A 6,000-nucleotide genomic window follows, 5' to 3' on the forward strand; every position below is an offset into this window, starting at 1 on the left:
CCCGATGGAGGCAGCTCCCGTGGCCACGCTCGAGCAGTGCATGACCGCCCTGGAGGGCTTCGTCGGCGACCTGGCCGCCAACCCGGCGCTGAGCGGGCTGGACCGCACCGTGTCCTGCCGGATCACCGACCTCGACCAGGTCGTGCAGGGCCGGTTGGTCAACGGCAGCGCCCAGGACATGGCCGCCGTCCCCGCCGGACCGGGCGTGCCCAAGGCCGACATCCGGATCACCACCTCCAGCGACGACCTGCTGGCGCTGACGTCCGGCGAGCTGTCCTTCGGGTCGGCCTGGGCCTCGGGCCGGGTCAAGCTGGAGGCAGGGCTGCGCGACATGCTGCGCCTGCGCTCGCTGCTCTGACCCGGGGCGCTCACCCCTCGCCCAGCCCCCACCGGGCCAGCGACCCACCCGCACCGGAGCCTGCCCCGGCCCGCACCCGAGCTGGGGCGGCGTCGTCGGGGTGGTCAGCCCAGTGGGCGACGCACAGGGCCCGCAACCCGTCGAGACCGTCGTCGGTGACCCCGTCGGTGCCGTCGTCGGTGCCGCCGTCGGCCTGCGTCAGCTCCAGCCCGCCGTCGGTGGCCATGGCGGTCCAGGCACCGCAGGTCCACCCGCCGTCGACCGCACGCACCGGCGGGTGGGGGTGGTCGAGACCGGAGACGTCCGCGGCGACGAGGTCCGGACGGGCCTGCGGTCGGGCGGCCAGCAGGTCGGCCGGGGTGGTGACGCCGGAGAGCACCAGCATCGTCGGCACCCCCACCCGACGGCCGCCCTCGACGTCGGTGTCCAGCCGGTCCCCGACCACCAACGGGCTGCGCGCCCCGGTGCGTCGGACGCACTCGGCGTGCATCGCCGGGTCGGGCTTGCCGGTGACGAGCGGCTGCTGCCCGGTGACGGCGGCGACCACCCCCACCAGGGCTCCGTTGCCGGGCAGCACCCCGCGCGGCGACGGGATCGTGGCGTCGGTGTTGGTCGCCACGTGCACGGCTCCGGCCCGGACGGCGACCACGGCCTCGGCGAGCTGGGTCCAGCCGACGTCGCGCCCGTACCCCTGCACGACGGCCACCGGGGCGTCCTCGGCCCGCTCGACCACGCGCAGACCCGCCTCCCGCAGGGCCGTCGCCACCCCGGCACCGCCGACCGGCAGCACCGCCGCACCCTGCCCGAAGCGCTCGGCGACGACGGTGGCCGCGGCCTGCGAGCTGGTGATCACGTCACCGCGCTCGGCGGGCATGCCCAGCTGCGTCAGGTGGTCGGCCACCTCCTGCGGGGTGCGGGCGGCGTTGTTGGTCACGAAGCCCAACCGCATGCCGGCTGCGCGGGCGCGCTCGAGCGCTGCCGCCGCACCGGGGACGGCGTCGGGTCCGACGTAGAGGACGCCGTCGAGGTCCAGGAGCGCGACGTCGTGGGCGGTGTCGGGCGGCTCGGGGGAACCGTGGGCGAGCAGCGGCGCGTCGGAGGTCACCGGGAGATCGGACCACAGCACCCCGGACGGGAGCACCCCGGACCTCGGGCGGGCAGCGGCTCCTACAATCTCGGGATGCCCTCGTCCAGCGCAGCCGGCCCCGGACTGCGGGTGCACCCGTTCCGGGCGCTGACCTACGCGGTCGCCACACCTGAGCAGCTGGCCCGGGTCAGCTCCCCCGCCTACGACCTGGTGACCGCGGCGGGCCGCCGGCGGTTGGCCGCGGCCGACCCGCACAACGTGGTCCGGCTGATCCTGCCCGGCACCTCGGACGCCGGCGAGGACGAGACGAGCAGCCCGATCGGCGACTGCGACACCGGGTCGGCCGCCCGGGCGGCACGGACGCTGGCGGCCTGGCGGGCCGACGGAGTGCTGGTGACCGATGCCGCACCGGCGCTGTGGTGCTACCGGATGAGCAGCCCGGACGGCGAGGAGACGGTCGGCTGGCTCGGCGCGGTCGAGCTGCCACCCGACGGCTCGACCGCGGTCCTCCCGCACGAGGACGTCTTCGCCCCCGCGGTCGAGGGGCGGCGGGCCCTGCTGGCGGCGACGCAGACCGACCTGGAGCCGATCGTGCTGGCCCACGACCCCTCCGCCGAGGTCGCCGAGGTCACCGCGGTCACGGTGCGCCGACCGCCGGACCTGCTGGTCACCGATGCCGACGGGGTGCGCCACGAGCTGCGCCGGGTCGACGACCCCGCGGCGCTGGACCGGCTCTCGACCGGCTTCGCCCAGGTGGCCTCGGTCATCGCCGACGGCCACCACCGCTTCGCCGCCGCCCGCGCGCACGCCGCCGGCGGACCCGGCCGGGTCCTCGCACTGCTCACCCCGATGGGACCGGGCGGGCTGCGGGTGCAGGCCATCCACCGGGTGGTGCCGGGCCTGGACCTCGCCCGGGCCGGCCGGCTCGCCGGCACCGGGTTCACGGTGACCCCGGCCGACGGCGACGCCGAGGAGATCGCCCGGGCCTGGGTGCGCGCACCGGGCGCCGAGTGCTTCCTGGTCACCGACGGGCGGGGTGTGCTCCTGCTCTCCTCCCCCGACGACGCCGTCCGCCGCCGCATCCCGCGCGACGCCCCGGTGAGCTGGCGGGCCCTGGACGTGGTGCTGGCCCACCACGGGCTGCTCACCGGGCTGTGGGGGCTGCCCGACGACCCGTCGGTGGTCCGGATCGCCCACGACGTGCCCGAGGCCCTGCGGCTGGCCCGCGAGCTCGACGGCGTCGCCCTGCTGCTGCGCTCGTCCTCCCCGGCCGACGTGGCCGCGGTGGCCAGGGACGGGGCACGGATGCCGCGCAAGTCGACGCTGTTCGTGCCCAAACCCCGGACGGGCCTCGTCCTCTTCCCGCACTGAGCCGCCTCAGGCGGGGCCGGCGTCGCCGACCACGCCCCGCGCCCCCGGGACGCGGACCTTGCGCACCCGGTGGCACTCGACCTCGTGGGCGACGGCCGCGCCGGTCGGGCTGCGCCACACCCGGCGGCGCAGCGCGCCCTCGACGTCCAGCACGTCGCCGGGCTGCCACGTCGCCGACCGGGTGATGAGGGCCTTGGCGTAGGTGATGCAGGTCAGCGTGTCCTGCCGGGGTTCGCGGGGACGCGCCGGGCGGGAGGTCGGCGGCTGCCTGCGGACGGTGAGCTTGAGGACCAGCAGCGTGTCGCCGCTGGCCAGTTCGCGCAGCTCGGGCGGGACGGCGAGCACTCCGCGCAGCGCGACGTCGTTGCGCGAGCTGCTGGTGGGGGCGGGATCGGGATCGGTGGCTGTGCGGCTCATGCCGGCAGCTTGGTTCCGCGCCCGGACGACCACCAGGCCCGCCCACGATCTGTGGACGGGCCCGGCGGTTGTGGACGGCGGAGGTCAGTCCGTCGGTGCGTCGTGCTGCGGCCGCTCGCCGGGGGCGGCGAACAGACCGGACTGGTCGGCCGGCAGGGGCCGCGGCGGGACCTGGGTCACCGGCTCCGCGGTCTGCCCGTCGGAGAAGCCGGGCGACGGGATCTCGCCCAGCAGCTCGGCGACCTCGTCCTCGACGTCCTGCTCGTCGGGGTCGTAGTCGGCGCCGATGCCGGCCTCCTCCGCCGAGACGTCCACCGAGCCGTCACCCGCCGCGTCGGGGTCAGCGGGGGCGGCGGAGTGGTCGTCCTCGACGTCGTCGTCCGAGCCCGGGACGCCCTGCCCGAGGTCGTGGCCCGCGAGATCGGCCTCGGCGTCGGCCTCGGCGTCGTCCTCGGCGTCGTCCTCGATGTCGACGTCGTCGAAGCGAGCGGCCACACCGGTCTCGTCGTCGAGGTCGGCGGCCATGACGGCCTCGAACCAGATGTGCGCCTGCTGCTCGTCGCCACGGGCCACCAGCAGGTCGGCGTAGGCGGTGGCCAGCCGGAGCTGCCCCAGGTCACCCGAGGTGAGCTGGTCCGGGGTCGGACGGCCACCGAGGGCCGCCTCGAGCACCAGCGCGGCCGCCGGCAGCTCACCGAGGTCCTGCCGCGCGCCGGCCTCGACCAGCCGCAGCTCGACGACCTCCTCGGCAGCCGGGCCGTCCGTGAGCGCCTCGCCGACGAGCCGCAGGGCGACGTCGGGCCGGCCGAGTGCGCGCTCGCAGTCGGCCAGGACGGCGCGGTAGGAGTCGTCCCCGCTCATCCGGCGGTAGGCGCGCAGCTCGCGGGCAGCCTCGGCGAAGTCCCCGGAGTGGTAGGCGGCGACACCGACCGCCTCCCGGACGACGGCGATCCGCGACGCACGCTCGCGAGCGGCCTGCGCGTGCAGCAGCGCCGCGGCGGGGTCCTCGTCGAGCAGGCCGCCGGCGGCCGCCAGGTGCTGGCCGACGACGCCGGCGTTGCGGGACTCGAGGCCGCGCAGGGCCCGCCGCACCGGGGCGTCCAGCTGCTGCGGGTCGGCCCACTCGGGGATCGGCGGGCCCGAGGCGCGACGCTCGTCCACCACGCCGCGAGGACCGGAGTCGCGCCGGTCGCCGCCACGGGCCGGTCCCCGACCCTGCGGGGCCGGACGGCCACCACCGGAGGGACGACGCTCCTGCCCCTGCGGCCGCTCACCCTGCGCCGGGCGACCACCAGCCGCGGGCCGGCGGTCCTGCCATGCAGGCCGGTCCCCACCCGCAGGCCGCCGGTCATCCCGCTGCGGACGGTCGCCGCCGGAGGGACGACGCTCCCCGTGCTGGGGGCGGTCACCCCCTGCCGGACGACGGTCCTGCCACGACGGCCGCTCACCCTGCTGAGCACGGTCTCCCCCAGCCGGACGACGGTCCTGCCACGACGGCCGCTCAGCCTGCTGAGCGCGCTCCCCACCGCCCGGACGACGGTCCTGCCAGGAGGGACGACCACCGGCACCGTCGGCCCGATCGCCACGACCAGCCCCGTCCTGCGCGGAGCGTGCCGGACCGGATCGGCCGTACCGCGGCTGCCAGTCACCACTGAGCCGGGCACGCTCCCGCGCACCGGGCAGCTCGTCCCCACCGGGACGGCCACCGGTGTCGGGACGGCGCTCCGGCCCGCGGGGGCTGTCACCGGCGGGACGACGGTCCTGCCACCCCCCGCGTCCCTCGGGACGACCACCCTGCGCACCCGGTCGCTGCGGCCGACCACCGTCGCGACGCGGACCCGCACCACCGCGCCCACCAGCTGCGCCCTGGCCGCGGTCCTGCCAGCCGTTGCCACCGTCGGGGCGTCCCGAGCGGGCCCCACCACCGGTCGCCGGTCGGCGGTCCTGCCGCTGCCCGCCACCCGGTGACCAACCGCCACCACCACCACCGACCGGACGACGGTCCTGCCAGCCACCCTCACGGCGCGGTGCTCCTCCGCGCTCGCCAGGGCCCCCGTCGCGGCGCGGTGCACCGGTACCACCGGCGGGACGCTGGGGCCGGCCGCCCCCGGTGTGCCCGTTGCCGTCGCCCCGGGCACCGCGGTCGTCACGTGACGATGCGCCGCCCTCGGGCCGGGGTCGTCCCTGACCGGCAACGTTCCGCCGATCACCGGCCGGTCGGCCACCGACCGGTCGGCCACCGCGCGGGCCACCGCCCCCGGTGCCGAACGGCCTTCCGCGACCGCCGTCGGATCCGCCGTTGCCTCGTCGGGGGGAGCTCATGGTGTCGTCGTACCTCATCGATCGTCGGTGACGCCACCGGACGAGGGTCTCGGTGACAGGGGCCGGACTGGTGCACACAACGCAACAAGGGGGCCAGAGCTAGGCTCTGACCCCCTTGTCGGAATGGTGTCCGGCGGCGTCCTACTCTCCCACCCGGTCCCCCGGGCAGTACCATCGGCGCTGAGAGGCTTAGCTTCCGGGTTCGGAATGAGACCGGGCGTTTCCCTCTCGCCATGACCGCCGTAACGCTGTGAAAGTTTCCACCCACGCACCCCGGTCAATGGGGGTGGGGGCGGTGTGAACACACGGGTGTGTTCGTGCTTTCAGAACCGCACAGTGGACGCGAGCAAGACATGCATTACGTAAAAGGTTGTTTGTTGGTCAAGTCCTCGGCCTATTAGTACCGGTCAGCTCCACACATTGCTGTGCTTCCACCTCCGGCCTA

The 6,000-nt window shown here is 76.2% G+C and carries 5 protein-coding genes and 1 rRNA gene; 2 read left to right on the forward strand and 4 right to left on the reverse strand.

Annotated elements, in window-relative coordinates; genetic code table 11:
* The first annotated feature begins 19 nt into the window (after nucleotides 1-19).
* Complete coding sequence (locus BLS67_RS06760; RefSeq protein ID WP_091241799.1) at nucleotides 20-358, forward strand: SCP2 sterol-binding domain-containing protein; 339 nt, start codon at nucleotides 20-22, stop codon at nucleotides 356-358.
* A gap of 10 nt (nucleotides 359-368) precedes the next feature.
* Here the strand turns inward: BLS67_RS06760 and BLS67_RS06765 are convergent, their stop codons facing one another.
* Nucleotides 369-1,463, reverse strand: a complete 1,095-nt coding sequence (locus BLS67_RS06765; RefSeq protein WP_091242040.1) for an HAD-IIA family hydrolase — start codon at nucleotides 1,461-1,463, stop codon at nucleotides 369-371.
* Between the two features lie 75 nt (nucleotides 1,464-1,538).
* Here BLS67_RS06765 and BLS67_RS06770 point away from each other — a divergent pair, with 75 nt between their 5' ends.
* Nucleotides 1,539-2,816 (forward strand): DUF1015 family protein, encoded by a 1,278-nt coding sequence (locus BLS67_RS06770; protein ID WP_091241803.1) that lies wholly within the window; start codon nucleotides 1,539-1,541, stop codon nucleotides 2,814-2,816.
* Nucleotides 2,817-2,822: 6 nt separating this feature from the next.
* On the opposite strand, the gene BLS67_RS06775 is transcribed toward BLS67_RS06770, so the two are convergent.
* From BLS67_RS06775 to rrf, 3 genes are all read right to left on the reverse strand, one after another.
* Nucleotides 2,823-3,233 (reverse strand): single-stranded DNA-binding protein, encoded by a 411-nt coding sequence (locus tag BLS67_RS06775; RefSeq protein WP_091241806.1) that lies wholly within the window; start codon nucleotides 3,231-3,233, stop codon nucleotides 2,823-2,825.
* A gap of 84 nt (nucleotides 3,234-3,317) precedes the next feature.
* Nucleotides 3,318-4,394 (reverse strand): hypothetical protein, encoded by a 1,077-nt coding sequence (locus tag BLS67_RS23700; RefSeq protein ID WP_207500371.1) that lies wholly within the window; start codon nucleotides 4,392-4,394, stop codon nucleotides 3,318-3,320.
* Between the two features lie 1,289 nt (nucleotides 4,395-5,683).
* A 5S ribosomal RNA gene (gene rrf, locus BLS67_RS06790) occupies nucleotides 5,684-5,800 on the reverse strand.
* Nucleotides 5,801-6,000 lie beyond the last annotated feature (200 nt).

Source organism: Klenkia soli, assembly GCF_900103975.1.
GTDB classification, from domain to species: Bacteria; Actinomycetota; Actinomycetes; order Mycobacteriales; family Geodermatophilaceae; genus Klenkia; species Klenkia soli.

Excerpts from the sequence above, each read along its gene's own strand:
- BLS67_RS06770 (WP_091241803.1), top strand. The coding sequence starts at position 1,539 with ATGCCCTCGTCCAGCGCAGCCGGCCCCGGACTGCGGGTGCACCCGTTC.
- BLS67_RS06775 (WP_091241806.1), bottom strand. The coding sequence starts at position 3,233 with ATGAGCCGCACAGCCACCGATCCCGATCCCGCCCCCACCAGCAGCTCG.